Annotated in this window: 23 protein-coding genes; 10 read left to right on the top strand and 13 right to left on the bottom strand. The window is 62.7% G+C overall.

The features are described from left to right. The first annotated feature begins 43 nt into the window (after window positions 1–43). Both B5V02_RS31230 and B5V02_RS31225 read left to right on the top strand, forming a co-directional pair. Window positions 44–928, top strand: coding sequence for an AraC family transcriptional regulator (locus B5V02_RS31230; RefSeq protein ID WP_111548049.1), 885 nt, complete (start codon window positions 44–46; stop codon window positions 926–928). 484 nt (window positions 929–1,412) lie between these two features. After that, window positions 1,413–1,682 (top strand): helix-turn-helix transcriptional regulator, encoded by a 270-nt coding sequence (locus B5V02_RS31225; RefSeq protein ID WP_111547863.1) that lies wholly within the window; start codon window positions 1,413–1,415, stop codon window positions 1,680–1,682. Here B5V02_RS31225 and B5V02_RS31220 read toward each other — a convergent pair. The 3 genes from B5V02_RS31220 to B5V02_RS31210 all read right to left on the bottom strand — a co-directional run bounded on the left by B5V02_RS31220 (window position 1,672) and on the right by B5V02_RS31210 (window position 5,369). Beyond that, complete coding sequence (locus tag B5V02_RS31220) at window positions 1,672–2,928, bottom strand: tyrosine-type recombinase/integrase (RefSeq protein WP_111547862.1); 1,257 nt, start codon at window positions 2,926–2,928, stop codon at window positions 1,672–1,674. The two genes, B5V02_RS31225 and B5V02_RS31220, sit on opposite strands and share 11 nt — an antisense overlap. 318 nt (window positions 2,929–3,246) lie before the next feature. Next, on the bottom strand, window positions 3,247–4,809 hold the full coding sequence (gene guaA / locus B5V02_RS31215) for a glutamine-hydrolyzing GMP synthase (RefSeq protein WP_111547861.1): 1,563 nt from the start codon (window positions 4,807–4,809) through the stop codon (window positions 3,247–3,249). Window positions 4,810–4,865: 56 nt separating this feature from the next. Next, window positions 4,866–5,369: a MarR family winged helix-turn-helix transcriptional regulator gene (locus B5V02_RS31210; protein ID WP_111547860.1), complete on the bottom strand. Its 504-nt coding sequence runs from the start codon at window positions 5,367–5,369 to the stop codon at window positions 4,866–4,868. An 85-nt stretch (window positions 5,370–5,454) separates the two neighbouring features. Between B5V02_RS31210 and B5V02_RS31205 the strand changes: the two genes are divergently transcribed. Further along, window positions 5,455–5,772: a hypothetical protein gene (locus tag B5V02_RS31205; protein WP_111547859.1), complete on the top strand. Its 318-nt coding sequence runs from the start codon at window positions 5,455–5,457 to the stop codon at window positions 5,770–5,772. A 12-nt stretch (window positions 5,773–5,784) separates the two neighbouring features. Here the strand turns inward: B5V02_RS31205 and B5V02_RS31200 are convergent, their stop codons facing one another. The 3 genes from B5V02_RS31200 to B5V02_RS31190 form a co-directional block, all read right to left on the bottom strand. Then, the gene (locus tag B5V02_RS31200) at window positions 5,785–6,420 is read right to left on the bottom strand and encodes a 5'-methylthioadenosine/S-adenosylhomocysteine nucleosidase (protein ID WP_111548048.1); all 636 of its coding nucleotides are present in this window, start codon (window positions 6,418–6,420) and stop codon (window positions 5,785–5,787) included. Between the two features lie 4 nt (window positions 6,421–6,424). Then, complete coding sequence (locus B5V02_RS31195; protein WP_013530371.1) at window positions 6,425–6,883, bottom strand: PaaI family thioesterase; 459 nt, start codon at window positions 6,881–6,883, stop codon at window positions 6,425–6,427. A gap of 141 nt (window positions 6,884–7,024) precedes the next feature. Next, window positions 7,025–8,314, bottom strand: a complete 1,290-nt coding sequence (locus tag B5V02_RS31190) for an RsmB/NOP family class I SAM-dependent RNA methyltransferase (protein WP_111547858.1) — start codon at window positions 8,312–8,314, stop codon at window positions 7,025–7,027. A 319-nt stretch (window positions 8,315–8,633) separates the two neighbouring features. Here B5V02_RS31190 and B5V02_RS31185 point away from each other — a divergent pair, with 319 nt between their 5' ends. The 4 genes from B5V02_RS31185 (at window position 8,634) to B5V02_RS31170 (ending at window position 14,326) form a co-directional block, all read left to right on the top strand. Beyond that, complete coding sequence (locus tag B5V02_RS31185; protein WP_111547857.1) at window positions 8,634–9,311, top strand: MIP/aquaporin family protein; 678 nt, start codon at window positions 8,634–8,636, stop codon at window positions 9,309–9,311. A gap of 260 nt (window positions 9,312–9,571) precedes the next feature. Then, window positions 9,572–10,666 (top strand): branched-chain amino acid ABC transporter substrate-binding protein, encoded by a 1,095-nt coding sequence (locus B5V02_RS31180; RefSeq protein ID WP_111547856.1) that lies wholly within the window; start codon window positions 9,572–9,574, stop codon window positions 10,664–10,666. Window positions 10,667–10,677: 11 nt separating this feature from the next. Next, a complete protein-coding gene (locus B5V02_RS31175; protein WP_111547855.1) occupies window positions 10,678–11,772 on the top strand; it encodes a branched-chain amino acid ABC transporter substrate-binding protein in 1,095 nt (364 codons plus the stop codon). An 82-nt stretch (window positions 11,773–11,854) separates the two neighbouring features. Then, window positions 11,855–14,326: an adenylate/guanylate cyclase domain-containing protein gene (locus tag B5V02_RS31170; RefSeq protein WP_111548047.1), complete on the top strand. Its 2,472-nt coding sequence runs from the start codon at window positions 11,855–11,857 to the stop codon at window positions 14,324–14,326. Window positions 14,327–14,599: 273 nt separating this feature from the next. Here B5V02_RS31170 and B5V02_RS31165 read toward each other — a convergent pair whose 3' ends face one another. The 6 genes from B5V02_RS31165 to hisS all read right to left on the bottom strand — a co-directional run bounded on the left by B5V02_RS31165 (window position 14,600) and on the right by hisS (window position 23,107). Then, window positions 14,600–16,141, bottom strand: coding sequence for an FAD-dependent monooxygenase (locus B5V02_RS31165; RefSeq protein WP_111547854.1), 1,542 nt, complete (start codon window positions 16,139–16,141; stop codon window positions 14,600–14,602). A gap of 323 nt (window positions 16,142–16,464) precedes the next feature. Next, entirely contained in the window at window positions 16,465–17,568 is a 1,104-nt protein-coding gene (locus tag B5V02_RS31160) for a calcium:cation antiporter (RefSeq protein WP_111547853.1), read from the bottom strand. Window positions 17,569–17,759: 191 nt separating this feature from the next. Continuing rightward, complete coding sequence (locus tag B5V02_RS31155) at window positions 17,760–19,532, bottom strand: AMP-binding protein (RefSeq protein ID WP_111547852.1); 1,773 nt, start codon at window positions 19,530–19,532, stop codon at window positions 17,760–17,762. An 81-nt stretch (window positions 19,533–19,613) separates the two neighbouring features. Then, entirely contained in the window at window positions 19,614–20,312 is a 699-nt protein-coding gene (hisG, locus tag B5V02_RS31150; RefSeq protein WP_111547851.1) for an ATP phosphoribosyltransferase, read from the bottom strand. Beyond that, window positions 20,309–21,430, bottom strand: coding sequence for an ATP phosphoribosyltransferase regulatory subunit (locus tag B5V02_RS31145; protein WP_111547850.1), 1,122 nt, complete (start codon window positions 21,428–21,430; stop codon window positions 20,309–20,311). Before B5V02_RS31145 ends, hisG begins: the two co-directional genes overlap by 4 nt. A gap of 174 nt (window positions 21,431–21,604) precedes the next feature. Further along, window positions 21,605–23,107, bottom strand: a complete 1,503-nt coding sequence (gene hisS / locus B5V02_RS31140; protein ID WP_111547849.1) for a histidine--tRNA ligase — start codon at window positions 23,105–23,107, stop codon at window positions 21,605–21,607. A 249-nt stretch (window positions 23,108–23,356) separates the two neighbouring features. Here hisS and B5V02_RS31135 point away from each other — a divergent pair, with 249 nt between their 5' ends. Further along, the gene (locus tag B5V02_RS31135) at window positions 23,357–23,611 is read left to right on the top strand and encodes a hypothetical protein (protein WP_111547848.1); all 255 of its coding nucleotides are present in this window, start codon (window positions 23,357–23,359) and stop codon (window positions 23,609–23,611) included. 55 nt (window positions 23,612–23,666) lie between these two features. On the opposite strand, the gene B5V02_RS31130 is transcribed toward B5V02_RS31135, so the two are convergent. Further along, window positions 23,667–24,305 (bottom strand): DNA-3-methyladenine glycosylase I, encoded by a 639-nt coding sequence (locus tag B5V02_RS31130; RefSeq protein WP_111547847.1) that lies wholly within the window; start codon window positions 24,303–24,305, stop codon window positions 23,667–23,669. Window positions 24,306–24,518: 213 nt separating this feature from the next. Here B5V02_RS31130 and B5V02_RS31125 point away from each other — a divergent pair, with 213 nt between their 5' ends. Together B5V02_RS31125 and B5V02_RS31120 are read left to right on the top strand one after the other, a co-directional pair. Next, a complete protein-coding gene (locus tag B5V02_RS31125; protein WP_111547846.1) occupies window positions 24,519–25,262 on the top strand; it encodes a L,D-transpeptidase in 744 nt (247 codons plus the stop codon). Window positions 25,263–25,533: 271 nt separating this feature from the next. Beyond that, entirely contained in the window at window positions 25,534–26,454 is a 921-nt protein-coding gene (locus tag B5V02_RS31120; RefSeq protein ID WP_111547845.1) for a bifunctional 5,10-methylenetetrahydrofolate dehydrogenase/5,10-methenyltetrahydrofolate cyclohydrolase, read from the top strand. Window positions 26,455–26,466 lie beyond the last annotated feature (12 nt).

The raw sequence follows: 26,466 nt of genomic DNA, 5'->3' as shown, positions 1-26,466 counted from the left end.
TGCTTGCCTATTCCTGCTTTTAACTTGTGTGCGCCTCGAACCCCTGCCAGAGTTACAGGAACTCCGGGCACTGGCCTCAAAGGCCGAGAACAAGCGCACCGAGACGGGTATTCCGCGCGTTGCCATGGTTCAGGGCGAAATCCCCGAACACCAGCTCGCCGCCATATACGATCCGATGGTCAACCTGATCCTCACGGGCAGCAAAACCATGACGGTCGGTGACAGAACATTCCACTACGACCCGGCGACCTATTTCGTCATGTCGGTCGATCTGCCGGCGGTAGGTTCAGTCCATTCATCTGAGGGGGGCGCCCCCTATTTGGCCATCAGCCTCACGCTGGATCCGACAATCGTTGCCAAGCTGCTGTCCGATATCCCAAAGCCGTCCGGTGGAGGCTTGTTCGATTCGGCATTCTCGGTCGCTCCGGTGACTCCTGAGCTTCTCGACGCCTGGCTGCGGATGATGCGGCTCCTGGACCGCCCGGATGAGATCGCGGCGCTGGCCCCTGCCTACGAGCGGGAGATCCTCTTCCGTGTGCTACAGGGCCCGCACGGCTGGATGCTGCGCGACATTGCAACGCCCGACACCGCGCTGTCGCGCATCAGTGTGGCGATCGACTGGATCAGACGGAACTTTGCCCAGCAGATCAGGGTAGAGGCGCTGGCGGAAATGGCGGCCTTGAGCGTTTCGGCTTTCCATCGGCACTTCAAGGCGGTCACGGCGCTGAGCCCTCTTCAATATCAAAAGCGCGTCCGCCTTCTGCATGCGCGCTCGCAGCTCATCGCGGGCCATGGCAGCGCGACATCTATTGCATTCGGCGTAGGTTATGAAAGCCCGAACCAGTTCAGCCGAGAATACGCCCGCCTGTTCGGTCTGCCGCCGTCGAGAGATCTGGCGAAGGCCATGCGTGAGTTGAAAGCGGCATAGCGGCGCCGTGTTGAACGCCCCCGTTTCAATCGCGACGAGTAGGAATGAAGTCGGTCGCCTTGAAAGTCGGTCGCCTTGAAAGAATGTGAACCATCGGCACGTCCCTCGACTGAGATAAGCCGCTGACACACTTCAATCAAAACTAATCCTAGAGCAATTTCCATCAGAATGCCCCATATCTGCGGCGCCGGCTTATCCTTTAGATAAAGGTGGTGCGGGTGGTCGGAATCGAACCGACACTCCTCTCGGAACCGGATTTTGAAGTGAATCGCGGGTTCCACCGGATTGAAATTCCGCGGCTGGCGCCGGTTCGAACAAGAGCCGAAGGGTCGGCCGACACTCCCAGACGACACTTGCCCGTTGAGACCACCCGTCCGATTTACACGCTATAGCCCGATATTACCGCACACGTTCACGCGCGGGCTTCAAAGCGGAGGATCTATCGCCTTCTATCTCCACAAGAGCAAAGAAGTGGAGATACGGTATGAGCGCTGCCCCACATGTCGCCCGAAGAACAATTCGCCGGCAGCAGTTACGAGAGATCGTACCGCTTGCCGACAGCACGATTTACGACATGGAGCAGCGGGGAGAATTCCCGCAGCGCTTCTATCTCACCTCGCGCTGCGTCGTCTGGGATTTGGCAGAGGTAGAAGCCTGGCTCGATGCTCGGCGCCATGCCTCTCGCGCAAATGCCATCAAACGTGTTCCAAGCCCTGACGTGAGGCTGCGCCGTTCGCGGCCCGTCAAACACTAGGCTCCAACTCAAGCAACTCCATTGTGGCCGGGAGCAGCGTCGGACGATACTTCTGACCCAAAACCCAGGCGTCCAACATATTGGACCACTCCTGCATCATATGCCGGCGTTGATGCTCGTACTCCGCCTTGTTATAGACGCCACGCGAGGATCTTCCGTCCTCATGCGCCAAGCACTTCTCGATCCAGTCGCTATTGAAGCCCAGTTCATTCAGCAGGGTAGAACCTGTGCGTCGTAAATCATGGACAGTGAACGGTTCGAGCGGCAGCCCCTCTTTTTTCGCTCTGACAACGACCGCTGTCGTTATCCGATTGAATGTCGCCCGCGACATCGGTGCGTCAGCGTCGTATCGCGAAGGAAGGACATAGCGCGAGTTACCCGCGCAAGTTTTCAGCGCGATGAAGATGTCCACCGCCTGTTCCGACAGGTAGACGTTGTGTGCCTTCGACCGCTTCATTCGCTCTTTTGGGATCGACCAGACGGCGTTCTCGAAATCGACTTCATCCCAGGTCGCATCCTGCAGCTCGCTTTTCCTGACCATCGTCAGAAGGAAGAGCTTCATTCCCAGCCGTATAGTCGGCAGGGTCGGTACATGCTCGAGCTGACCGAGCATGACGCGGATCTCCGCGGGTGATAGCGAACGATCCTTCGGTACGAAGGTTGCGATAGACGCGGGCCCCACTTCATCCGCCGGGTTGGCGACCTTCTCGCCATGCAAGATCGCGAACGCAAAGATCAGCTTCACGATATCCCGCACATGGACGGCCGTAGCTGGAGCACCGCGATCCTTCACTTTTCCGCACATCATGCGGAGATCGTCAGGCGCGATCTCCGTCAAAAGCTTGTTTCGGAACATTGGTAGAATGTCGCGCTCGTAGATCGAGCGTCGCATGGCGCGTGTGCTGTCGGCCATGCGCGACTCCTGGAACCATTTCTCGCCGAACTCGCCGAACCTCTTCGCCTCCTTCAGTCGCCGCTTGTCGTGCTGCTTCTCCTGGGCCGGAGACCTCCCCTCTGAAATGGCCCGCTTGGCATCGATCAGCTTTTCCCGAGCGCGGGCCAGCGAAAGGCCTTCTGGCCCGTACCGACCGAGCGTTAGCGTCTCGCGACGGCCGTTTAGGCGGTAGTCATACCGGAACACGATCGCACCCGACGGCTGCACCACGACGTACATACCGTCACGGTCGCTCACCTTATATAATTTATGCTGTGCTTTCAGCGCCTTAATCGCCGTGTCGGTAAGCATGGGGGCCTCCAAAATCGTCCCAAAAATCGGGGAGAAGCGCCAATTATACCGTCAGGCCAAAACAGACGATGCTGGAAGCATGATTCCTTTTGGAAATCAGCCTGTTATGTCTGAAAAAAATACCGTCAGCAGCTCTCTTGGCCCTGACGGTATCGCGAATTCGCTGATCGAACAAGATTCCCCATACCGTCCGCTATACCGTCAAATCGGAGCACTACCCCTCGATAGATGGCGATAGACCTAGTTAGGATTATCCTTTTCCATCAATATCTTATAGCGCATCCTGGCGTACAAGGGATACTGGCGGATGGGCCTAAATCATTCCCACTCGATTGTGCCGGGCGGCTTCGAGGTGACGTCGTAGACGACGCGGTTGATGCCGCGTACTTCGTTGATGATGCGGGTGGCGGCAGCGCCGAGGAACGCCATGTCGTAGTGGTAGAAATCCGCCGTCATGCCGTCGACCGAGGTGACGGCGCGCAATGCGCAGACGAACTCGTAGGTGCGGCCGTCGCCCATGACGCCGACGGTCTGCACCGGCAGCAGCACGGCGAAGGCCTGCCAAATGGCGTCGTAGAGGCCGGCCTTGCGGATCTCGTCGAGATAGATGGCGTCGGCCTCGCGCAGGATCTCCAGCTTCTCGCGGGTGATGCCGCCCGGGCAGCGGATGGCGAGACCAGGACCCGGGAACGGATGCCGGCCGATGAAGCTTTCGGGCAGGCCGAGTTCCTTGCCGAGCGCCCTTACCTCGTCCTTGAACAGTTCGCGCAGCGGCTCGACGAGCTGCATGTTCATGCGCGCGGGCAGGCCACCGACATTGTGGTGCGACTTGATGGTCACCGACGGACCGCCGGTGAAGGAGACGCTCTCGATGACATCGGGATAGAGCGTGCCTTGCGCCAGGAAGTCGGCGCCGCCGAGCTTCTTCGCCTCCTCCTCGAACACCTCGATGAACAGCCGGCCGATGGTCTTGCGCTTCTTCTCGGGATCGGCCTCGCCTTCCAGCGCCGAGATGAACTTGTCCGCGGCATCGACCAGGATCAGCGGCAGATTGTAGTGCTGGCGGAACATCGCCACCACGCCGGCTGCTTCGTCCTTGCGCATCAGTCCGTGGTCGACGAGGATGCAGGTGAGCTGGTCGCCAACCGCTTCATGGATCAAGAGGGCCGCGACCGAGGAATCGACGCCGCCCGACAGCGCGCAAATGACCTTGCCCTTGCCGACCTGCTTGCGGATCGCCTCAACCGCATGTTCGCGGTAGGCGCGCATGGTCCAGTCGCCTTCAATGCCGGCTATGTTGTGGACGAAGTTGCGCAGCAGCCTTGCACCATCCGGGGTGTGCACCACCTCGGGGTGGAACATGATGCCGTACATCTTGCGCTCGATATTGCCGAAAATGGCGAAAGGCGAGCCTTCCGACTTGCCTAACACCTCGAAGCCCTTGGGCAAGGATATGACGCGGTCGCCATGGCTCATCCACACCTGGTGGCGCTGACCGGGCGCCCACAGGCCCTCGAACAGCGGACTGTCCTTCTCGATCTCGACGAAGGCGCGGCCGAATTCGCGATGGTCCGAGCTTTCGGCGACGCCGCCCATCTGCACGCACATCGCCATCTGGCCATAGCAGATGCCGAGCACCGGCACGCCGGCATCGAAGACGATCTGTGGCGCGCGCGGGCTGCCGATATCGCTGGTGGAGGCCGGGCCGCCGGAGAGGATCACGGCTTTCGGATTGATGCGCTTGAACGCCGCCTCGGCCGACTGGAACGGCACGATCTCGGAAAACACGCCGGCCTCGCGGATGCGGCGGGCGATGAGCTGCGTAAACTGGCTGCCGAAATCGACAATCAGGACGGTGTCGGGATGATTGGCTGTTTTCATGGCGAGCGTTTAGAGAAAGAAATGAGTCGACGCAATGGGTTGCGAGGCCTTGGCCGTCACTTCGATTCCACGACTTCGCCTTCAGCGCCAGCATCCTCATCCATCGCCGCAGCCTGGGCGGCCGCAAGCGCCCGCAAAGCGTCCATCAGCGCCGTGAACCGCTCCTTGCCAATGCGACCGATATAGCGCCGCTCAATCTCCATCTTGACCCGGTCGCCGTCATGCAAGGCATCCAGCCCCTTGCGCGTGTAGCGCACCAGCTTGCCGCGGCCATCTTGCGGATCGGGCAGACGCTCGACGATGCCCTCCGCCTCGAGGCCGTCGAGCAGTTGCTGGATCGCCTGCTTGGAGATTGCCGAGCGTTCGATCAACGCCGACTGGCGCATGCCGTTCCTGGCGATGTGTCCAAGCAGTCCGGCGCGCGCTTCGGTGAACCAGCCGTGGCCGGCGGCCCGCATCGCGGCGGCGAACTCGGCCTGCCAGGCACGGCTTGCCTGCCATAGACGCCAGCCAACGTGATCGGGCAGGGCCTCGATTTTTTTGTCAAGCTCCTTGACCATTTTATCCCAACTCCATATAGTCAAGATACTTGACGATACTCATCCCGTCGAGGCTCTTTCGAACTCAAGCACGTGGACAGGGACCATGACAATTCTCGACAGGAACACGCTGGCCGTTATCATGATTGGCACCACGCATGTCATCGACATGGGCGGCAAGGACGCGTTCATCCACTACGAAAACGAGAACCAGGCGCATATGCTGCTGCCGGATGGTACCCTTTTCCATGGACTTTGGACGCTGCTCGATGACGGCTACAAGGTCGAATGGAACGATGGCCCCACCGGCTCGTGGAAACTCGATCATTCGCCGGGAGCAATCGACTATGTCGATGCGAACGGTGCCGTGCGCGGCCGCATTTCGCGCATCGATTTCGGCGATCCAGCGAGCTTGGCGGCTTGAGCTATTTGCGGGTCAAGCGCCCAGCAAGCCATCGCCGATCGCCTGTTCCAGCAGCCCGACCGCGTCCGCCAGCTTCTCATCGATGACGTGCAGATATTCGGTCCAGTCGCCGACGTGCCGCAGATCCGCCGCCCCATCGGAAATGCCGCGCAGGCCGATCAGCGGGATGTCGAACAGCTGGCAGGCGCGCAGGCAGGCGAAGGTCTCCATATCGACCATGTCGGCGGCGATCGCGTCATAGGCGGCGCCGGTGACGATCGCGCCACCGGTGGACAGCGTTGCCTCCCTTAAGTCGGGAATCCTGAACGGCAGCGGCACGGTCACCGGCAGGTCGAGAAACGGCGTCGCCCCCTTCTCGAAGCCGAGCGGCGAGGCGTCGATGTCGCGGTAGCTGACCGAGACGGCCTGGTAGATTTCCGTCTGCTCCAGCGTTCGGCTACCGGCTGAGCCGAGCGAGACGACGAGATCCGGCAGGGCTTTTTGGGACTTCATCAAGGATAATTGGGCGCCCAGCCTGACGCCGGCCTCGACCGGCCCAACGCCGGTCATGAAAGGTGCGAACAATCGCTTCAGGTGCGGACCATACTCGGCCTCGGCGGCCATGACGAAGAGGACGTCCTTGCCGCCAAGTCGCACAATTTTACCCATCGGATCAGCCTTCGATGCCATCACGCCCGACCACCGTCATCATCGTGCCGGTCATGGTGGCGATCAGCTTGGCCTCGCCGTCGGCGGCGAAGGCATAGGCCTGGCCGTCGGCGACGATGATGGTGCGGCCGGGTTTTGTCACCGAGCCGCGAAACAGGAAGCGCTCGCCCCTGCCCGGCGCCAGCAGATTGACCTTGAACTCGATGGTCAGCACGCCGGAGTTTTCCGGCATCAGCGAGAAGGCGGCATAGCCGCAGGCCGAGTCCAGCGCCGTGGAAATGACGCCGGCATGCAGGAAACCATGCTGCTGGGTCAGTGCCGCCGAATAAGGCATCTCGATCTCGATGATGCCCGGCGTCACCAGCGTCAGTTCGGCGCCGATCGTGGCCATAGCCTTCTGGCGCGCGAAGGAGGTCCTGACGCGATCCTCATAGTCCGGGGCGGGTACGATCTTTGCTGCCATGGCCGCTGCCTTCCTTTATGCGGATAAGCTTATTGCAGAGGCATGGGCGACAGGCAAATGCTTTTGCTGCACTGCAACATTGAACTCACCTGCAGGCGGGGAAACACGCATCCACCAAGGATTGGCGATATCCGGTGAGGTTCAGGCCGACCTTCGCATGGCACAGAAGTAAAATCCGTCAGTGCCGCTCAGCGCCGGCGACAGCGAGATGTCGCTGGCCGCGCCGATCCGCGCGGCTGCCGCATGGCCGGGAAAACGACTGTCCCAGAGCGCCCGATGATCGACCGGGACAAAGCCGCTGTTGCGGTGCCGGAACGCCGCGACCTGCTCGCCATTCTCCTCGTCGAACACCGAGCAGGTGATGTAGACCAGCAGGCCGCCCGGTTTGACATAGGCTTTGGCCGCTTCGAGGATCGCCGACTGCTCACCCTTGCGGGCGTCGAGCTGTCTTTGCGTCAGCCGCCATTTGGCATCGGGACGACGCCGCCAGGTGCCGCTGCCGGTACAAGGCGCGTCGACCAGCACGATGTCCATGTGGTTGCCGAGCGGAGCGAGTTCGGCCGGCTTGGTGACGACCTGCACATTGCGGTTTTCCGAGCGGCGGATGCGGTCGAAGATCGGCGCCAGCCGCGCCTTTTCGGCGTCGTGGGCAAAGATCTGGCCGCGATTGCCCATCGCAGCCGACAGCGCCAGTGTCTTGCCGCCGGCGCCGGCGCAGAAGTCGAGCACCTGCATGCCGGCTTCGGCCCCGGCAAGGGCTGCCGCGACCTGCGAGCCTTCGTCCTGGACCTCGAACCAGCCTTTCTGGAAAGCCGGCTCGGCTTGCACGTTCGGATGCCTGCCGTCGCCATCGATCGGCGGGATGCGGATGCCTTGCGGCGCGATGGCGGCAGGTTTGGCGCCGGTTCCCATCAGTTCGGCCAGCACCTTGTCACGGTTGGCCTGTAACGTGTTGACCCTGAGATCGAGCGGCGGGCGCGTCGCCAGCGCCGCACCCTCATCGGCCCAGGTCGCGCCGAAGGTTTTCTCGAAAAGCGGCGCGCACCAATCCGGTACGTCGGCCCGTACTGCGTCCGGCGCATCGGCAAGCCGGCGTTCGGCAATTGCCTGAAGCTCGGTGGTCGTCAGCAGCGGTGGCGCGAATTTGTCACCATCGAGTGCCTCGTTGAGCGACTGCGCCGTCTGGCCCCATTCGAGCAGCAGCGCGCCGAAGCCGATGGCGCGCGGCGTGTCTTCGCCGAGCAGCCAGCCGGCGGAACGCTTGCGGCGCAAGGCATCATAGACGATGTTGCCGATCGCGGCGCGATCGCCGCCGCCGGCGAAGCGGTGCGACAGGCCCCAATCCTTCAGCGCGTCCGCAACCGGCCGGTGACGCCGTCCGATGTCTTCCAGCACTTCGATGGCCGCAGCCAGCCGTCCGCCCAGTCGCATTCTTCATTCCACCAAATCGAGCACATTTCTCCGGGCCTGCTCTTAGAGCCTTTCACGTCCGGAATGAACCCCCGCTTCCGTCCCGCGAGCCGACGCGATCTTGGCCAGCCTGCGAGCCTGCCCGACCAATGAAATGTCCCAAGGCTGCAGCACAGATCGATAATAGATGAAAGGTCTCTAATGTTCGCAACTGGCGCCTGCAAGCACGGCTCGTGGCGCAACCGCTCTGCTTCCCAAGGTTTTCGGTTGGGAATACTCTTGCCGTCATGATTCGCGGCGCAGAAAAGGCGGACCGGCGGATCGTTACGAGGAGAGGGCAATGAAGACTTATCTGGCGGAAGTTCTAGGCACATTTTTATTGGTGTTCATCGGTACGGCTTCTGTGGTGACGGGCGGCTTCGGCGGTGCGCTGCCGCTTGGCCAGGAAGGCATCGGTCTGGCGTTCGGCATCGGCCTCATTGCGGCGGCCTATGCGATCGGCCCTATTTCGGGCGCGCATCTCAATCCGGCGGTGACGCTGGGTGTCTTCCTTGCCGGCCGGCTGCCGGCCAAGGATGTCATCCCCTACTGGATCGCGCAGATCATCGGCGCCATCCTCGCTTCGCTGGCGCTGTGGATCATCGTCTCCGGCCAGACCGGCGGACACACCGGCGGCTTCGGCGCCAATGGCTGGGACGTGGCGAAATGGGGCGTCAGCTCGGCGTTCCTGTGGGAACTGATCGGCACCTTCACCTTCGTCACCGTGATCCTCGGCGTCACCGCGGAAAAGCACTCGACGGCGTTCGCCGGACTGGTCATCGGCCTGACGCTGGCAGGGTTGCACTTCGCCATCATCCCGGTGACCGGCACGTCGCTCAATCCGGCCCGGTCGATCGGCCCGGCGTTGTTTTCCGGTAGTGCGGCGATCGGCCAGCTCTGGCTGTTCATCGTCGCACCGTTGATCGGCGGCGCCATTGCCGGCATCGTCGCCAAGGCGCGCGTCTTCGAGAAGGACTGAGCTTTGGAAGCTTGAACACGAAAAAGGCGCGGGCCATGGCCCGCGCCTTTTGTGATTGGCGCAAAAGACCCATCAGGTCTGTCCGGATTTGGCGCGCGATTCCGACCTCAGCGAACGAAGTTATGACAAGCCATTCCAGTGTATGATCGCGTCGCCAAATTGGGTGTGCGCTGCAAATAGCAGCCGAGATAGTCGCGCTTGCCGAAGGGGCTGTCGGCTCTGACGGGATTGGCGTAAGCTACAGTTAAGGGGGTGCACACATGCACCGCATCATCGCCATAGCGATCGTAGTTCTCGCGGCCGTGTTCAGTTCCGCGCGGGCTGAGGTGCTGATCGGGGTCTCGGCTGCGATGACAGGACGGCTTGCCTGGATCGGCGAGCAGGGACAGCGCGGCGCGGAGATGGCGGTGGCCGATGTGAACGCGGCGGGCGGCGTGCTCGGCCAGAAGGTGAGGCTCATCTCGGTCGACGATTTCTGCGATCCCGAGCAAGCGGTCGCGGCCGCCCAGAAGCTGGTGGCTGACGGGGTCGTGCTCGTCGTCGGGCATTATTGCTCCGGGGCCTCGATCCCCGCGTCAAAAGTGTACGAGGAGGCGGGCGTCGTTGAGATATCCCCAGGCTCGACCAATCCGCAGCTGACCGAACAGGGCCGTGCCAATGTCTTTCGCACCATTGGCCGCGACGACGCGCAAGGTTTCATCGCCGGCAACTACCTTGCCGATCGCTGGGGCAACAAAAAGATTGCGATCCTCCACGACAACTCGACCTATGGGAAGGGTCTCGCCGACGAGACCAGGAAGCAGCTGAACAAGCGGGGAGTGACTGAGGCCGTTTTCGACGCATACCTTCCCGGGAAGGACGACTATTCGGCCGAGGTCGCTGCGTTGCAGACCGCCGGCGTCTCCGCCTTATATGTGGGTGGGTATCATGCCGAGGTTGCGCTGATTGCTCGCGCTGCACACGACCGTGGCTACACGATTCAGCTCATATCCGGAGATGCTTTGGCGACCGAGGAATTTGCCCTGATCGCAGGCTCAGCGGCGGAGGGAACCCTGTTCACCTTCCCGGCGGACCCGCGACGAGATGCCGGCGCGGCCGCGATCGTGGAGCAGTTCCGTGCGGAGAACTTCGAACCCGCTGGCTACACGCTGTTGAGCTACTGCGCGGTCCAGGTCTGGGCCCAGGCAGTCTCGAAGGCAGGTTCGCTGGAGCCGAAGGCCGTCATTGCGGCACTGCACGAACAGGAATTCGACACCGTAATCGGCCGGGTCGATTTCGACGACAAGGGCGACCTCACGAAGCAGAGCTGGGTTTGGTACGTCTGGCGCGGCGGAGAGTACGTGCCGGTTGAATAGGGGCTGCATCCATGCACCGCATCATCGCCACAGCCATCGTCGCGCTCGCGGCCGCGTTCAGCTCCGCGCGGGCGGAGGTGCTGATCGGCGCGGCAGGCCCGCTAACGGGGCAGCTTGCCTGGATCGGCGAGCAGCTGGAGCGCGGCACAGAGATGGCTGTGGCCGACATCAATGAGGCGGGCGGGGTACTCGACCAGAAGGTGAGGCTCGTCACGGTCGATGACTTCTGCGATCCCGAGCAAGCAATGGCGGCAGCCCAAAAGCTAGTGGCTGACGGTGTCGTTTTCGTCGTCGGGCACATGTGCTCTGAGTCGTCGATCCCGGTATCGAAAGTCTATGAGGCAGCAGGGGTACTGCAGATATCCCCGGCATCGACCAATCCGCAGCTGACCGAACAGGGCCGTGCCAATGTCTTTCGCACCATTGGCCGCGACGACGCGCAAGGTTTCATCGCCGGCAACTACCTTGCCGATCGCTGGGGCAACAAGAAGATTGCGATCCTCCACGACAACTCGACCTATGGGAAGGGTCTCGCCGACGAGACTAGAAAGCAGTTGAACAAGCGGGGCGTAACCGAAGCGATCTATGAAGCTTACGACCCCGGAAAGACGGATTATTCAGCTGAAATCGCTGCTCTGGAGGCAGCGGATATTGCCGTGTTGTACCTCGGCGGTCGCCATCACGCAGCCGCGCTCATGGCCCGTGCTGCACGCGACCGCGGATACTCGCTTCAACTCGTCTCGGGCGATCCTATGTCGACCGAGGAATTTGCCCTGATCGCCGGCCCCGCGGCGGAGGGAACCCTCTTCACGTTCCCGGCGGACCCGAGGCGAAGCCCCGAAGCGGCCGCGGTCGTTGAGCAGTTCCGTGTGGAGAACTTCGAACCCGCGGGCTACACGCTGTTGAGCTACTGCGCGGTCCAGGTCTGGGCCCAGGCAGTCTCGAAGGCAGGTTCGCTGGAGCCGAAGGCCGTCATTGCGGCACTGCACGAACAGGAATTCGACACCGTAATCGGCCGGGTCGATTTCGACGACAAGGGCGACCTCACGAAGCAGAGCTGGGTTTGGTACGTCTGGCGCGGCGGAGAGTATGTGCCGGTTGAATAGGGGTTCGCTGATCGCCGGCGTGCCGGCTGAGACGTCTAGTCTGATGCAGACCAGTGTGGCCGGACTGTTCCGACTCGCCGAGATGCTTGAACGCCTCGGCATACGCGGCCGGCTGTTGCTCGCCTTTTTCGGGATCAGCGCCCTTGCGGTGCTGGCAACCGCTGCGGCGCTTTATGCCTTCCTCCAGGTTGGCGACGTCGTCGACCGAATTACCACGGATCGAGTGCCGTCGGCGCTCGCCTCCCTCCAGCTGTCGCGCCAGGCCGAACGGGTCGCTGCTGCCGCGCCATCGGTGCTGGCAGCGACAAGCAGGGCTCAGCACAGCGAGGTCTCGGCTGCCGTCGCGCTCGAGATGTCCCGCCTCGAGGCCCTGCGCACGGACCTCCGGGATGCCACGTTGGGCACAGTGCCTTTGGCCGAGATCGAGGAAGCCGCGATTGTTCTGAGGCGCAACCTGAAGGAGCTCGACTCTCTTGTTGTCGCCCGGCTCGACGTGGTCGCCCGCAAGGAGGAGCTCCTGAACCGCCTCGCCGCGACGACGACCGGAAGCCAGCGCCTTGTCGCCACCGGCATCCTAGTGATGGATTCCAGGCTCCCGCAATGGCGGGCGGTCGCGGCCGACACGTCGCTGTCGCCCGATCGACGCGCAGCGGCGATGGCCGACCTGGTCCAGGCGATTGCGGCCTACATCCCCCAGCAGAAGGCGCAGCTGGAGATCTCGGCGGTCAACGACGCGCTGGTGAAGGTCGCGAACGCGCCGACGCCGGGCGACCTGGCGTTGATCCTTTTTCCGCTACGCCGTTCGCTCACTGCTCTTGAAAAGGTTTCCACGGAGATCGACGAAAAGCTGCGGACCCGCTTCCGGCAGCGTGTCGACGAATTCAAGGGTTTGACCGACGGCGAGGACAGCATCCCCAAGGCGCGGGAGGACGAGTTTGCTGTCCTGGCACAGGGCGAAAGGCTTCTGGCCGAGAACAATCGACTGTCGCGCAATCTCACCGCTGGCGTCGATCGCCTGGTCGCCACGGCAAACCAGGAGATCGCTGCGTCCGGTCGCGAAGCCGCGCTCGTCCAGCGCTACGGCACCGCGGTTGTGCTCGGCTCCGCCTTCCTCAGCCTCCTGAGTTCGGTTCTGGTTGTTTGGCTCTATGTCGACCGCAGCCTCCTCGCCCGACTGGGGGCCGTGAGCCAGGGCATGCTCGCGATTGCGGGGGGCAACCTTCGTGCCCCGCTGCCAGCCGCGGGCAGCGACGAAATCGGGCGCATGGCCGAAGCGCTGAGACTCTTCCGGGATACTGCTGTCGAGGTCGAGGAAAAGAACCTGCGCGACGTTGCGGAAGCTCGCCAGCGGCTCATCGATGCCATCGAAAGCATCTCCGAAGGGTTCGCTCTGTACGATGGGGAGGACCGGCTCGTCCTCAGCAACAGCCGCTACCGCGAATTGCTCTACACCGGTCTGGAGACCGAACTGACACCCGGCACGACATTCGAGCAGATCATTCGCCGATCCGCTGAGCGCGGCTACATCAGGGACGCCGAGGGGCGGGTCGAGGAGTGGGTCGCCGAGCGCCTCTCGCGGCACCGCAACCCTGGGGAACCTTGGGTGCAGCGGCGAGGCGACGGGCGATGGGTCATGATCAGCGAGCGGCGGATCAGCGCCGGCGGCACGGTCGCCGTCTATTCGGACATCACTGAGCTGAAGCAAAGGGAGGAGAACCTCGCCGAGAAATCCGTGGTTCTGGAGGCGCTTTCCAGCAAGCTGGCGAAGTATCTGGCGCCCCAAGTGTATCGCTCGATATTCACCGGCCGCCAGGAGGTCAGGATCGCCAGCCAGCGGAAGAAACTGACAATATGCTTCTCCGATATCGCCGGCTTTACCGAGACCACTGACAAAATGGAATCCGAGGATCTCACCCAACTCCTCAATCACTATCTGACGGAAATGTCGAAAATTGCTTCGGACCACGGCGCGACGATCGACAAATATGTCGGCGACGCGATCCTGATGTTTTTCGGCGATCCCGAGACTCGCGGCGTCAAGGAGGACGCGCTGGCTTGCGCGCAGATGGCACTTGCAATGCAAAAGCGGATTAGCGAGCTTGCCGAAGTCTGGCGGGACATGGGGATCGAAACACCGCTGCGCTGTCGCATCGGCATCCATACCGACTACTGCACCGTCGGTAACTTCGGCAGCGAGGACCGAATGGACTACACGATAATCGGCGGCGCCGTGAATCTCGCCTCGCGCCTGGAGCAGGAGGCGCCGCCGGGGGCCATCCTCATTTCCTACGAGACGTTTGCGCAAGTGAAGGACTCAATCGACTGTGAGGAGCTGGGGCACGTCCAGGTCAAGGGGATCGCCTATCCCGTCGCCACCTACCGCGTCATCGATCTGAAGGCCAATCTGGCGGCCGCTCGTCGTGCCGTTCGAACCGAGCTGCCGCACTTCAGGCTGGAACTTGAACCGGAGCTGATGTCCCCTGACGAGCGTGGCGATGCCGCCACTGCACTTCGAGACGCGCTGGATCGGCTTTGTCACAAGCCCGGGGAGTAGGGCTTGGTCCACAACGACCCCTCCCAATGACGCAAGGAGTGGGATGTGGGACGCCGCTCATTGGCGCTATCGATGCGAAGGCCGCAGAACGGTCGCGGTCAGTCTTCGAACTCGGGCGGAACGTCCGCATCGGAGCCGAGACTTAACATTCACGGCATCACTGGCAAGGTCCGGCTATGGCGACCCGTAGCAGCCATTCCGGTCTGTACGAAAGTCACGGATTATGCACTGGCTGCGGTGTTAGGCGGATAACGCCCAGGCAGATTCACGCAGCTATTCGGGTTCGCCGAACCATCGCGACGCGGCCTGAGCAGCTTCATCGAGGTCAGGGGCTGCGTCGGCGGCCCAGGCGACGAAGCCATCGGGGCGCACGAGCACCGCGCTCAAACCCAGCCGATCCTTGGCGTCGCCTGCGACATAGTTGATCCGTCCACTCCAGCGGCCTGCAAACGCTTGAAGAGGAAAGGGAGGATCAAAGTCCAGAAGCAGGCCGCGCCCATTCCTGACGAGTTCGCCGAGCTTCGTCCCGTCGGCCAGCTCGAAGTCGGGAGCACTGCGGCCCACCAGCGGATGGTCGCCGCCGAGATCGTATCGGAGAGAAACACCCCACACGCGCTCGGCGAAGTATGTCGCGCCGTCGCGCGTGTCGATGAGATCGCGGATGATGGCTTCGAGCGCGCGCGAGCTCCGGCTCGGCCGCATCAGCGCGACCTGGGCGCGCGACCAGTCAAGAACCTGCGCGCCCACCGGATGCCGTTCATTCAAATAGCTGTCGAGCAGGCCGACCGGCGCGTCGCCACGGATCGTGGAAACCAGCTTCCAACCGAGGTTCATGGCGTCGCCAAGGCCGAGGTTGAGCCCCTGGCCGCCCAAGGGGGAATGGATGTGCGCGGCGTCGCCGGCGAGCAGCACCCGCCCCCTGCGGTAAGCGGTCGCCTGATAGGCGCGATCTGTCCAGGTCGTGGCAGACTGGAGGGCCGTCAAGGTGACGTCGGCACCGGAGACGCGGCGCAATACATCCTGCACATGCTCAAGCGTGATTGGCTGGGTTCTGTGGAAAGCGCCCCCGTCGAACTCGACCATCGCGATCGTCCCGGGCCGTGAATAAGTATACATGCCCGTCGGCGTGTAGTGGCGGCCCAGGCGGAGCTTGTCCGGATCGGCCATCTCGACTTCAACGGAATAGCCGGTGAACTCGGGATCGGTGCCGACGAACTCAAAGCCGCCAGCTTTGCGAACCGTGCTGCGGCCGCCATCACATCCGACGAGCCAGCGTCCGCGGAAAGTCTCGCCACCAGCGCGAATGGTCACGTCCACGTCCGACTGGTCGAAGTCTTCGAGGCCGAGGCCGCGCCTGATCTCGACGCCCATCACGCTTGCGCGAGCGGCCAAGGCGGCTTCGAGATGTTCCATCTCGACCGCCATGCTGGTGCGTGCCGGACCTGGCAGGCGATGCTGCCATTTCGAAGTGTCGATGTTGTCGTGGTAGAACTGGATGCCGGCGAAATGGCCACCCAGGCGGCGCGGCTGTTGCATCCAATGCGCGGTAACGGAAGCGCTGCTGCCACCCGAGCCATCGTTCGCGCGTTGCGACGCGGCGATGTCGTTCAGCAAGCCGCGACGCCAGAAGGCCTCAATGGTGGGCAACGAAAGGCCGCGCATGCCGAACGGAAGCCGCTTCAGCGGAGAGCGTGGGTCCTCGGCCTGCTCCAGCACCAGGACCGAGAGGCCTGCGAGGCGCAGCTCACAGGCGAGAAACAGGCCGACGGGGCCGGCGCCGGCAATCAGGACATCATAGGGGTGGGGGTTGTGCATGAACTACTCCTTGGTCGATGTTCGACCGGAGCGTTCCTCGAGCTTGAACACCACACGGACGAACGATTAGACGCTTGAGAAGCGTCCGATGTTCGTCGTGGGGATCTCGTGCACAAAGCCAAAGACCAGAGCTTTCGTTACCGAAAGGACTTGGGCTTACCAAACCAAGTCTGCCTTTTCCGACACGGGCCATATAACGTTGTGGCGATTGATCTGCAACGGGCACCGTTGCGGCGGCCCAGGCTGATGAGTCCAAGCCGTCCGTTGACGGAACCGATGGCCGTCTCGTCCCTGCACCCGATTGCCAGCCTGCACCAAAGTTTTCATGGTACAAATATAAGAAATATATACGTAAAAAATACCACGATATGGACCATGCCAGTCAAGAATGTTGTTCTTTCGGTACTAAAGCTCACGTTGCATATGAAGAGTGCTAAAATCAAAAGTACTGTGTCAGTCGCTGGAAGCCCCAGGGTTAACCCTCTTCCCGTCAGCAGGCTGGCGGCTGCGACCGCCGGTATTGTCAAACCAATTGTAGCGCAAGCGGAACCCATCGCAACATTCAAGCCGCGTTGCAGCTCATTATTGAGTGAAGCGCGAACCGCCGAAATGGCCTCTGGCATCAAAACCAACCCGGCGATCAATGCTCCCACAATACTGTCAGCCTGAGTCACCTGGTAGGTAACGAGCGTATCTTCAACACTTGCGGCGACTTGCTCGGCGAGCATGACAATTCCAATCAGCCCGATCAACAGGAGCAAAGTGCTGGCAGAGACGCTTTCGTGAGGGGCAGTCCGCATCGAAACGTCGTGTTCTTGTCCTTGGACGAAATCGTCTCGGTGCCGGACAGTCTGCGCGAACACAAAACTTGCATAAAGCATCACTGAAAGTACGCTCACAAAGCCAAGTTGAGCTGCTGAAAATGTGCCAGGCCCCGTAGTTTGTGTGTAGGTTGGCAGAATAAGCGTCATGACGGTCAGTGCGATCAGAACCGCCAAATATGCGCTGGTCCCTTGTCGAACAATTGCCTGCTTGCGATGACGCCAGCCGCCAAGCGCGAGACACATGCCGACGACGCCAGTCGATGTAATCATCACCGTTGAAAAGACGGACTCACGTGCAAGCGTAGGGTTGTTCTCTCCATGCAGCATCATGGAAACGATGATCGACACTTCGATTGCCGTGACGGCAAAAGTCAGCACCAATGTGCCGTAGGGCTCTCCTACACGCCGAGCCACCGCCTCGGCATGGTCGAGCACCACGAAAATGGTGGTGAACATAATCGCGCTCGAAAGTGCTCCGACAAGGATCCTGACGCTCAGCGAACCTTCGTCTACTGACAGCCCGCTTGCCCTGACTGCGACAGCCATCACCAAAGCGGCTAAGGGCATCGCATAAGAAGTCACCGATCGTCCGAAACCACTCATTCAAGCCCCTTATGCATTTCTGCGAAACTTGCGGAAAATCCGTGTGGAGCACCTTCGCCAATATCCGGCAGGCCCCAGCGGCCGGCGTTCGACTCCTCAAAAACAACGTCACCCGCAGCTCCAAACGATGCCGCAGGATCCGCGATCCTTGGCTGCATTCAGTGCACCGACAAATCGAAGCGCTGCTCCCCTCACGCCGTCTTCTGCGTCACCAACCCCAACTCTTCCACCATCGCCTCGCGCATCAAGAACTTCTGCGGTTTGCCGGTCACTGTCATCGGCAATTCGGTGCGGAAGCGGATGTGGCGGGGGACCTTGTAGTGGGCGATCTGGCCGGCACAGAAGGTCTTGATCTCCTGTTCGGTGGCGATCTGGCCGGGCTTGAGCACGATCCATGCGCACAGCTCCTCGCCATATTTTGGGTCGGGAATGCCGAACACCTGCACCTCCCTGACCTTGGGATGGCGGTAGAGGAATTCCTCGACCTCGCGCGGATAGACGTTCTCGCCACCGCGGATGACCATGTCCTTGACCCGGCCGACAATGTTGCAATAGCCCTCGGCATCGATGGTGGCGAGGTCGCCGGTGTGCATCCAGCCGTCGGTGTCGATGGCCTCGCGGGTCTTGTCGTCGTCGTCCCAATAGCCCTTCATCACCGAATAGCCGCGTGTGCACAGTTCGCCCGGCGCGCCGACGGCGACGGTTGCACCATCGGCATCGACCGCCTTGACCTCGACATGCGGGTGGATGCGCCCAACCGTCGAGACGCGCTTTTCCAGCGGGTCATCAACGCCACTCTGGAACGACACTGGACTGGTCTCGGTCATGCCATAGGCGATGGTCACTTCTGACATATGCATCAGCGACACCACCTTCTTCATCACCTCGATCGGGCATGGCGAGCCGGCCATGATACCGGTGCGCAGGCTGGACAGATCGAAGGATGCGAAATCCGGGTGATCGAGCAGCGCGACGAACATGGTCGGCACGCCATAAAGCCCGGTGCAGCGCTCACTCGCCACCGCTTTCAGCGTGGCGCCGGGATCGAACCCCTCGCCCGGAAAAACCATGGTCGCGCCTTTCGACACGCAGCCCATCGTGCCCATCGACATGCCGAAGCAATGGTAGAGCGGCACCGGGATGCACAGCCGGTCGTCGACGGTCAGCTTGATCGCCGAGGTGACGAAATTGCCGTTGTTGACGATGTTGTTGTGGGTCAGCGTCGCACCCTTGGGTGCTCCTGTCGTGCCTGACGTGAACTGGATGTTGATGGCGTCGCCGGGCTTCAGGCCCTCCGAGATGCGGTCGAGGCTGTCATGCTCGTCGCGCCCGGCCATGGCCAGCACATCGCCGAAATTGAACATGCCGGGCGAGTTGTCCTCGCCCATGCGGATGACGATCTTCAGCGTCGGCAGCTTCGTTGCCTTGAGCTTGCCGGGCGTAGCGGTGGCGATCTCCGGCGCCAGCGTCTCGATCATGCCGAGGTAATCGGAGGTCTTGAACTTGGCCGCCGTGACAAGCGCCTTGCACCCCACCTTGTTCAGCGCATAGTCGAGCTCGGTCAGCCGGTAGGCGGGGTTGATGTTGACCAGGATCAGGCCGATGCGGGCGGTGGCGAATTGCGTCACTAGCCATTCCCAGCGGTTGGGCGACCAGATGCCGACGCGATCGCCCTTTTCCAGGCCCAGCGCCAGGAAGCCGGCGGCCAGCGCATCGACCGTGTCCGACAGTTCGCTCCAGGTGAAGCGCTTGTCCTGGTCGACGAAGACCGCGGCATCGAGCGTGGCGTATTTGCTGGCGGTGTCGGAGAAAAGCGCGGGAATAGTCTTGTTGAGCAGCGGCACGCTGCGCTCGCCCGAGACATGAGCCTTGCCGTCGACGGGTGCTACGAAGACACCACCGTCGCGCGATCCACGCCCGCGCAAATTGCTGGCATTCTTCAGCTCGTCGAGATTGATCGGCATCGCTGTCTCCTCCCGGGATTGGGCGAGCCTATCAGCCTGCCGGGACGGTGGAAATCCCGTCGATGGTACTGGAGGGCATCCCTAGCTGACGATGGCGGCCATCCTGGCGGCGATATCGCGCAGAACCGCTTCGTCAGCCGCCGCACGCGTCTTCCTTGATGCCACCAGACAGGCCTGCGAGCGCAGGACGAGGCCGTCGCCGAGCACCTTGAGATGATTGGCGCGCAGCGTCGAGCCAGTGGTGGTGATATCGACGATGACATCGGCCAGGCCGGCCGCCGGCGCGCCTTCGGTGGCGCCGAGGCTCTCGACGATGCGATAGACCTGGATGCCGTGTTTTTGCGAGAAGAATTGCTGCGTCAGCCGCCAGTATTTGGTGGCGATGCGCAACCGCCTGCCGTGGCGCTGACGAAAATCGGCAGCGACATCATCGAGATCAGCCATGGTGTCGACGTCGAGCCAGATGTCGGGCACGGCGACCACGACATCGGCATTGCCGAAGCCGAGACGGGCGACGATTTCGGCGCGGGTTTCCCAGTCGGCAAGATTCTCGCGCACGAGGTCCTCGCCGGTGATGCCGAGATCGATCGCGCCCTGGCCGATCTCGCCTGATATCTCGGAAGCCGACAGGAAGGCCACTTCGATGCTTTCCGCGCCTTCGATGCGGGCGCGATAGGCGCGCTCGTCGCCGGGCAGGCTGACGGCGAGCCCGGCATTGGCCAGCACCTCCAGCGCCTGCTCCTTGAGCCGGCCTTTCGACGGGATCGCCAGCGTGATCATGGCGCCGTCTCCCGCAATGCGTCGATGCGATCGAGCCAGACGGAAAAGCCGACGCCGGGGATCGGCGTTTTGGCGCCAAGCAGCGTCAGCAGCCGGTCATAACGGCCGCCACCGACGAGCGGCCGTTCGCCGTCTTGCGCCGCGATTTCGAAGACCAGGCCGGTGTAATAGTCGAGCGGACGGCCGAAAGCGGCGTCGTAGCGGATTCTCCCAGTCGGCAGGCCGTGCGTCTCGATCGCCTTGGCGCGGGCGGCGAACTTCTCCAGCGCGGCGCCCAGCGAGAGACCGGCGCCGCTGGCGAAGGTCGCCAGCGCCTGGGCCGCGCCATCGAGCGGCACGTCGATCGCCAGAAAACCCTTCAGAGCCGCGAAGGCCTCATTCGAGAGTCGCACGCTGCGCAATTCGGCCTTCTCGATCAACCGTCGTGCAATGTCGGCCGGCGCGCGCCCGGCAGACGCCGACAGGCCGGCCTCTTCCATGCCACTGGCGATATGCGCGGAAAGACCTTCCAGATCACCGTCGAGGACAAGGGAAGCGACCGGACCGGAGAGCTGGCCGTTGCGTGGCGGGTTGGCGAGATCGGCGAGTGCAGCCTGCAGCATCGGCGCCGAGCCGAAAGCCCGGGCAAGACGCATGCGCCAGCCGCGCGGCAGGCCAAGGGCGGCCAGCACGGCCTCGAAAATGGTCTGGTCGCCGAGCGTGATCGCCAGCGCCTGGCCCGGCAGCACCAGGGCAAGCAGCGCATGCGCGTCTGCCAGCGAGCGGGCATCGGCTTCGGCAGTATCGCGATCGCCGAGATCCTCGATGCCGGCCTGGAAGAACTCGTTGCCGCCTTCGCGGCGCTGGCGAAACACCTCGCCCAGATAGGAATAGCGGCGCGGCGTGCCGGCCTGCGATCTTATGTGGTCGAGACAGACCGGAATGGTGAATTCCGGCCGCAGACACAGCGCCTGGCCGGTCTCGCTTTCGGTGAGGAAAATACGCCGGCGCAGATCCTCGCCGGCCATGTCGAGGAACGGATCGGCCGGCTGCAGCACGGCGACCTCGACCGCATGCGTGTCGCGCGTGGCGAAGAGGTTGATGATGTCGGCTGATATGGCGGGGTAGCGGGAGGTCATGAAGCGCCACCTTGCCTTCTCCCCTTGTGGGAGAAGGTGGATTGGCGCGCAGCGCCAAGACGGATGAGGGGTGCTGGAAGAAACGAGGCGTTGGCGTTCCCTGGAACACCCCTCATCCGACCGAGCTCCGCTCGGCCACCTTCTCCCACAAGGGGAGAAGGCAAGGCTGGCGCTCTACTTGCCACGCGCCCTCTCCTCGACCTGCGCCGCCAAAATCTTCTTCACCTCGGCGACCAGTTCGCTTTCGGCCACGGTCACCTGCGCCGGGCGCGCGGCGCGCCATTCGGCGTTGCCGGTGATCTCGGCCGACAGGCGCGCGCCTTCGATCAGATCCTTGATCTGCAGCTCGCCCTTGGCGCGCTCGTCGCCGCCCTGGATGATTGCGACCGGGCAGCCGCGGCGGTCGGCATATTTCAGCTGCGCCTTCATACCGGCGCCGCCGAGATACATTTCGGAACGGATGCCGGCGGCACGCAGCTCGCTCACCATCTTCTGGTAACGGCCGAGGCTGTCGGTGTCCCTGTCCATCACCAGCACGACGACCGGCGCGATCACATCCGCGCTGTCGAGCTTGCCGAGGTTCTTCAACGCCGTCATCAGCCTGGAGACGCCGATGGAGAAGCCGGTCGCCGGCACCGGCTCGCCGCGGAAGCGCGAGACCAGACCGTCATAGCGACCGCCGCCTCCGACCGAACCGAAGCGCACGATCTGGCCGTCCTCGTTGGGGATCTCGGCCAGCAGCTCGGCCTCGAAGACCGGGCCGGTGTAGTATTCGAGGCCGCGCACGACGGAACGGTCCATGGCAATACGGTCTTCGGCGTATCCAGCTGCCCTGACCAAGGCTTCAATCGTCGAGAGTTCGCCAACGCCTTCCTGGTAGACCGCGTTCGAACTGACGCTGGAATCCTGGCCGGGCTGTTCATTCCTCGCTGTCGCGAGAAGAACTGCCTCGGCTTGCACGTCGTTCAGTCCGGCGCCTTTGGCGAAGTCGCCTTCGCCTTCCTTGCCGCCATCCCAGCGCCCAGGCCCAAGCAGAAGCTTCACGCCTTCGGGCCCGAGCTTGTCCAGCTTGTCGATCGCTCGCAGCACCGTCAGCCGGCGGCCGGCATTCTCGTCGCCGCCAAGGCCGATCGCCTCCAGCACACCGTCCAGCACTTTGCGGTTGTTGACGCGGATGACGTAGTCGCCGCGCTTGATGCCGAGCGCTTCCATGACGTCGGCCATCATCATGGCCATTTCGGCGTCGGCGGCTACGCCCGGCGTGCCGATCGTATCGGCGTCGAACTGCATGAACTGGCGGAAGCGGCCGGGGCCGGGCTTCTCGTTGCGGAACACCCAGCCGGAGCGATAGCTGCGATAGGGCTTGGGCAGGCGCTCGTAATTCTCGGCGACAAAGCGCGCCGTCGGCGCGGTCAGGTCATAGCGCAGCGACAGCCACTGGTCGTCATCGTCCTGGAAGGAGAATACGCCTTCGTTCGGCCGGTCCTGGTCGGGCAGGAATTTGCCCAGCGCATCGGTGTATTCGATCAGCGGCTGGTCGGCCGGTTCGAAACCGTAGAGCTCATAGACCGAGCGGATCGTCGCCATCATCTTCTCGACGGCGCGGATGTCTTCGGCGCTGCGGTCGGCAAAACCGCGCGGCAGTCGCGCTTTCGTCTTTTCCGATTTGTCGGCCATGGAATGGGTACTCGGTGTTTCGTGGCGCTGTGTAGTAGGAAATTTCCTACTTCCGCAGCGCGCGTGTCCTAACCGATGCAGCTTTGTGCGGCAAGGGTTTGCCGCCTTGCCTCTCCTGCCGGGAGAAGGCAGAACCGAACCGCCCTGAAACAGAAACGCACCGAGAATGAAACAATCCCGCCATGAGCGCGGCATCGTGCCGACACAATCGCAGCCGATAACCCGCGGCGACACGAAGGGGTTCGGGCCATGACCAGCACAGCAAGATTCCATGCCATTGACGGCGATGCAGGCGAATTGCCCTCGCGCCTGCGTGCAGCCGACATCCACGCTCAGAAAATGGTCAGCCAGGCCGCCGGTCCGTTCGAGATACCGGCCGGCACCAGCAAGGGACCATCGATGCGCGACGCATTGATGACCGGCCTGCTGGTGATCTACCCGACCGTGGCCACGGTGGTGGCGATTGTCGCCGGGCTGGTGCTGGCCAGCGCCAACGGCACCTGAGATTGCCCCACCCGCGCCTTTGGCGCGGCCTCCCCACAAGGGGAGGTAAGAGCCTCTACTTCGGCCGCTTAAAAGCCTTCCGCTCCTTCTCGACTTGCCTGCGGCAGACGCAGCCCTCGAGATGGTCGTTGACCAGGCCCATGGCCTGCATGAAGGCGTAGACCGTGGTCGGGCCGACAAAGCTCCAGCCGCGCTTCTTCAGTTCCTTCGAAATCCGGGCCGAGACTGCCGTGGTTGGGTTGGCGCGCAGATGGGCGAGATCGACGATTTCGGGCCGCTCGTCCTTGCCGGGCTCGAACTTCCAGAACCAGGCGGCCAGCGAGCCGAATTCATCGGCCATCTCGCGGGCGCGCTTGGCGTTGTTGATGGTCGAGACGATCTTGCCGCGGTGGCGGATGATGCCGGCATTGCCAAGCAGGCGCTCGACATCCTTGTCGGTGAAGGCGGCAACCTTGTCGAATTCGAAATTGGCGAAGGCCTCGCGAAAATTCTCGCGCTTGCGCAGGATGGTCAGCCACGACAGGCCCGATTGAAAGCCTTCGAGGCAGATCTTTTCGAACAGCCTGCGGTCGTCGGCGACAGGCCGGCCCCATTCATGGTCGTGGTAGTGCAGATAATCAGGCAGATTGCCGTGCCAGAAGCAGCGCGCGACACCGTCGGGACCGGCAAGCAGACCGGTGTTTTCCTTTTCCATAGCCAAAAATCCGTTCGTTAATGCGCCTTTGCACTGCATTTACTGCGGCTTTACCAGATTCCTGAACCCGGCGGTAACCACACCAAAAGCTTTACTGACACTTACGCATTTTACGCATTCCGATTCATGTTTCGGTTGCTGCTTCCGCGCCAATAATCGCTGAACCGGCGGGCGTTTCCACCCGGTTGTATCAGACGATCAAGGTGCGTTCCGATGAAGACAGTTCTGTTTCCCGTACTCGGCACGGTGGCTGTGTTTGCCGCTGGCGTCACGCCGTCAACCGCCGGCGACCGCTATGCCGACAGGCCGCCGGTGATGGTGAGCCCCGACCTTTCCGCCCCCTGGGTGCTGCAGCTTGGCCATGCGCCCGGCATCGTTCGGCAGAACCACCAGGTCGTGCAGCAACCGCGCTTGCGCTACGCACAGCCGGCGCAGCCCGACCGGGTGCACACGGCGGCGGTGCAGCCGCAGTCCAAGCGCATGGTCATGCGTCCGCAGATCAACCCGATCTACCTGCCGCAGGAAGTCGCCTATGACGGCCCGCAGAAGCCGGGCACGATCGTCATCGATACGACGCAGAATTTCCTCTTTCTGATCGAGAAGAACGGCAAGGCAAGGCGCTACGGCGTCGGCACCGGTAAACCCGGCTTCGAATGGTCGGGCACGCACAAGATCACCAACAAGCGCGAGTGGCCGGACTGGCGCCCGCCGGCGGAGATGATCAAGCGTGAAGCCGCCAAGGGCCGCTACCTGCCGACCTATCTGGCCGGCGGCATGGAGAACCCGCTCGGCGCACGCGCACTCTATATCGGCACGACCGAATATCGCATCCACGGCACCAACCAGCCATGGACGATCGGTGGCGCGGTGTCGTCGGGTTGCATCCGCATGCGCAACGAGGACGTCGTCGACCTCTATGAACGCGTCAATGTCGGAACCACGGTCGAGGTGATATAGTCCGGGTTGCGAATCACTTGGCCGGCAAAGCAACTCGCTTTTCGCGGCCAGTCCAGAGATAACGGGGGACGGGCCGGATGGGGATGCGGCCAGTCAGGAAGGGCAGCACGGGAAACCGCGCTGCCCTTTCCGTTTTTGACCGAAGCCTAAGGGCCAGCGAAACACGGGCTTGGTCGGTACGTCGCGCAAAAAGCATGACGGTTCGCTTTCGCGCTGCCCTTGCCGATGTTCTTTTGCTATGTCGGCGGCAACCAAGCAAAAGAGTCCACCCATGTCCCTGTCCGACGACAGCCGCTATCTCAAGGGCGGCCCGGTTGCCCAGCGCATCATTGCCGCCGTGCGCGAGGATGCGGCGATCGCCAAAGCCGAGGGTTTTCCGCCCAAGCTGATCTCGATCACTGTTGGCGACACCGCGGCGGTGGATGTCTATGTGCGCAACCAGCGCGCCAAGGCGCAACTGGCCGGCATCGATTTCGAGGAGCGGCGCTTTCCCGCCACCATCACATCAGGCGAGCTGGAAGCGGCCATCCACGGCCTGAACGCCGATCCGCGCGTCACCGGCATCATCATCCAGCGGCCGGTACCGGCGCATATCCCGGTCAGGACGCTGCAGGCGGCGGTGCATCCGCTCAAGGATGTCGAGGGCATGCATCCGGCTTCGATCGGCAACATCGTCTACAACCAGCTCGACCTCGCCCCCTGCACGGCGGCGGCTTCGGTCGAACTGCTGAGGGAGACCGGCCTCGACCTCAAGGGGCTGGAAGTCGTCATCGTCGGCCATTCCGAAATTGTCGGCAAGCCGATCGCCTTCCTGCTGATGAGCGAAGGCGCGACGGTGACGGTCTGCCACCACATGACGCGATCGGTTGCCGCGCACGCGCGGCGTGCCGATGCGCTGTTTGTCGCCGTCGGCAAGCCGCGGCTGATCAAGGCCGACATGGTCAAGCCGGGTGCTGCGGTCATCGACATCGGCATTAATTCCGAAATCGGGCCTGACGGGTCCAGCCGTATCGTCGGCGACGTCGACACCGAGAGCGTCCGCGAGGTCGCCTCCTGGATCACGCCGGTACCGGGCGGCGTCGGCCCAATCACGGTCGCGATCCTGCTGCGCAACACCATGGTAGCGCTGAGCCGCCAGCGCGCGCTCTACGAGGCGACCTACGGCACGGCGGACAGGCTGGCGGCGGAATAACCGCCGGGACGG

The sequence above is a fragment of the Mesorhizobium kowhaii genome, assembly GCF_003253745.1.
GTDB classification, from domain to species: domain Bacteria; phylum Pseudomonadota; class Alphaproteobacteria; order Rhizobiales; family Rhizobiaceae; genus Mesorhizobium; species Mesorhizobium kowhaii.
The sequence above is the reverse complement of the archived record's forward strand: the minus strand, read 5'-3'. Positions and strand labels throughout refer to the sequence as shown.